Genomic DNA, 2,440 nt, shown 5'->3' on the forward strand with positions numbered 1-2,440 from the left:
TTGCTTGTACAGTTCGAGCCAAGTATTCTGCTATAACAAGTCCAATACCTCCAAGTCCACCTGTAATTAGATAAACTCCCCTTTGCTTTAATCGCGGTTTTCCTATCTTCGCTGCATCAAAGCGCACTGGTTCAAAAGTTTGCACCCAGCGATTAATCCCTCGGTAGGCAATTATTTTGTCAGAGGTGGCAACTGTCAATTCTGTTAGCAATTGTTCTATGACTTTTTCGGCTTGCCAAGTTTCACTGATAGGAAGAATAATATCAATACTACGACAACTAATATTTGAGTATTCTTGAGATATAACTTTAATCGGTCCAAGTAAAGTTGCTTTCTCTGGACAAAGTATTTCAGTTCCTGTGACTGGTTGTAAGTTGTTAGAAATGACTGTGATTTCTACTTGCTCGATAGTTTCCTGTCTTCCTAAAGCTTGGGCAAGAAATAACAGACTATAAAATCCTGTTGTTTGAGCTTGTTCAACTTCTTCCAGTTCTAATTTCTGTTCATATATAGGTGTGACACTCCATATATGAATAATATTTATGGGTAACTTATGTTGTACGATCAATTCCTTGATTAATGCATCATAATTATCAGGTTTTTTAGGATTAAGGATATATTCATACTCATTTAACTTTGTGAATTCTGCACCAATATTTACAGTTATGACATCATGGTTTTGTTGTTCTAGTTGTTTGACTAAGTTTCTACCTAAACCACACTCATCGATAAACACCAAAGTCCAAGATTTGTTAACTGCTAATTCTTCATGTGAAAACTGTACTGGTGGTAAAGATGGTTTCCAGAAAGGGATGTAGAACCAGTCAGCAATATCGCTTTTTTTGCTAGGTGATATTGGAGTAGGATGATCGTCAATTCGTTGTTTTTTGGGTTCAATCCAATATCGTTGACGTTCAAAGGGATAAGTAGGTAAAGGTAGACGATAACGTGTTTCGTGAGTATAAAATCCTGACCAATCTATTTCTACACCAGCCAACCACACCCGACCTAATGTGTGCAACAAAAAGCTAACATCCGATTGTTGTTCTTTAGCATGGCGTAAACAATTCAGCACAAGTTGTTTGGCATCAGGTTTGAGATGCTGCGTTGTTAATGTACTTAACGTCCGTCCAGGACCCACCTCCAAGAAAACACCTTCAAATTGCTCTAACAGTTGCGATATTCCAGCAGAAAATTGCACAGTTTGCCGCAGATGTTGACTCCAGTAGTTAGGACTTGTAGCTTGCTGATCAGTAATCCAACTACCAGTAAGATTAGAAATAAAGCGAATTTGCGGCAGGTTGAGTTTGACTTTGTTCACAAATGAAGTGAATGCTTCCAGTATCGGTGCCATCATCAGAGAATGAAATCCATGAGATGTGTGCAACAGGCGAGATTCAATTCCTTGTGATGATAATTGGTTTTGGAATGTAGCGATCGCTTCTACAGTACCAGAAACCACGCACGTAGATGGACTGTTAATCGCTGCGAGTTCCACCAATGGCTGTGCATCTAAAAGAAATTGTACATCTGTTGCTGGTAATGCAATTGCCAGCATACTCCCTTGAGGCAACTGTTGCATCAGTTTTCCCCGCTTTGCCACAATCGTTAAAGCATCTTCTAGGGAAAACACACCTGCAATTGTGGCTGCGACATATTCCCCGATGCTGTGACCAATCATCGCCATCGGTTGCACTCCCCATGACATCCATAATTGGGCAAGGGCGTACTCGATCACAAATAGTGCTGGTTGGGTAATTGCAGTTTGTTGCAGTTGTTGTGTGGCAACTTCAATTTCTTGTGCTTTCGGAAAAAGTATCTGGCGAATATCAAGATTGAGCAATGGTTGGAGAATTTCGGCACAGATATCAACATATTTGCGGTATGTCGGTTCTACCTCATACAGTTCTCGCCCCATATCCACATATTGCGCCCCTTGCCCAGAAAACATGAAGATGACGGGACGATGATTGGGTTTTTGGTAATGGGTGAAAACTTTTTCTGGATCTAAAGTAGTCAGCGCTTTGACTGCATCATCTAAATCACGACAAACTATCATCCGACGCTGGTCAAAAGCTCGACGACCCACTTGTAAAGTGTAAGCGACATCCGGCAGGATAATATCAGGATGTTGCTGGAAATAAGCAGCCAGATTAGCTGTGGTAGTTTCCAGCGCTGTACTAGTTTTGGCTGAAAGCAGTAACAATTGCCAAGGGCGTGAATCGCTTGCGGGTGCAACAGCTGGAGCTTCTTCTAGAACAACATGGGCATTAGTCCCACCAATACCAAAAGAACTAACACCTGCGCGGCGAGGAGTTCCGTTAGTATTCCACTCTGATAACTTGGTATTGACGTAGAAGGGGCTGTTGGCGAAATCTATTTGGGGATTAGGCTGCTGAAAGTGCAAACTGGGGGGTATTTGTTTATCCTTCAGGGCTTG

The 2,440-nt window shown here is 41.6% G+C and carries 1 protein-coding gene; it reads right to left on the bottom strand.

The genetic code is table 11. From position 1 onward, the window contains the following. On the bottom strand, positions 1 to 2,440 hold a 2,440-nt coding region (locus tag V7K25_RS05170; RefSeq protein ID WP_335155699.1), incomplete at both ends, for a type I polyketide synthase.

Source organism: Nostoc sp. (assembly GCF_036919495.1).
Classification (GTDB): Bacteria; Cyanobacteriota; Cyanobacteriia; order Cyanobacteriales; family Nostocaceae; genus Nostoc.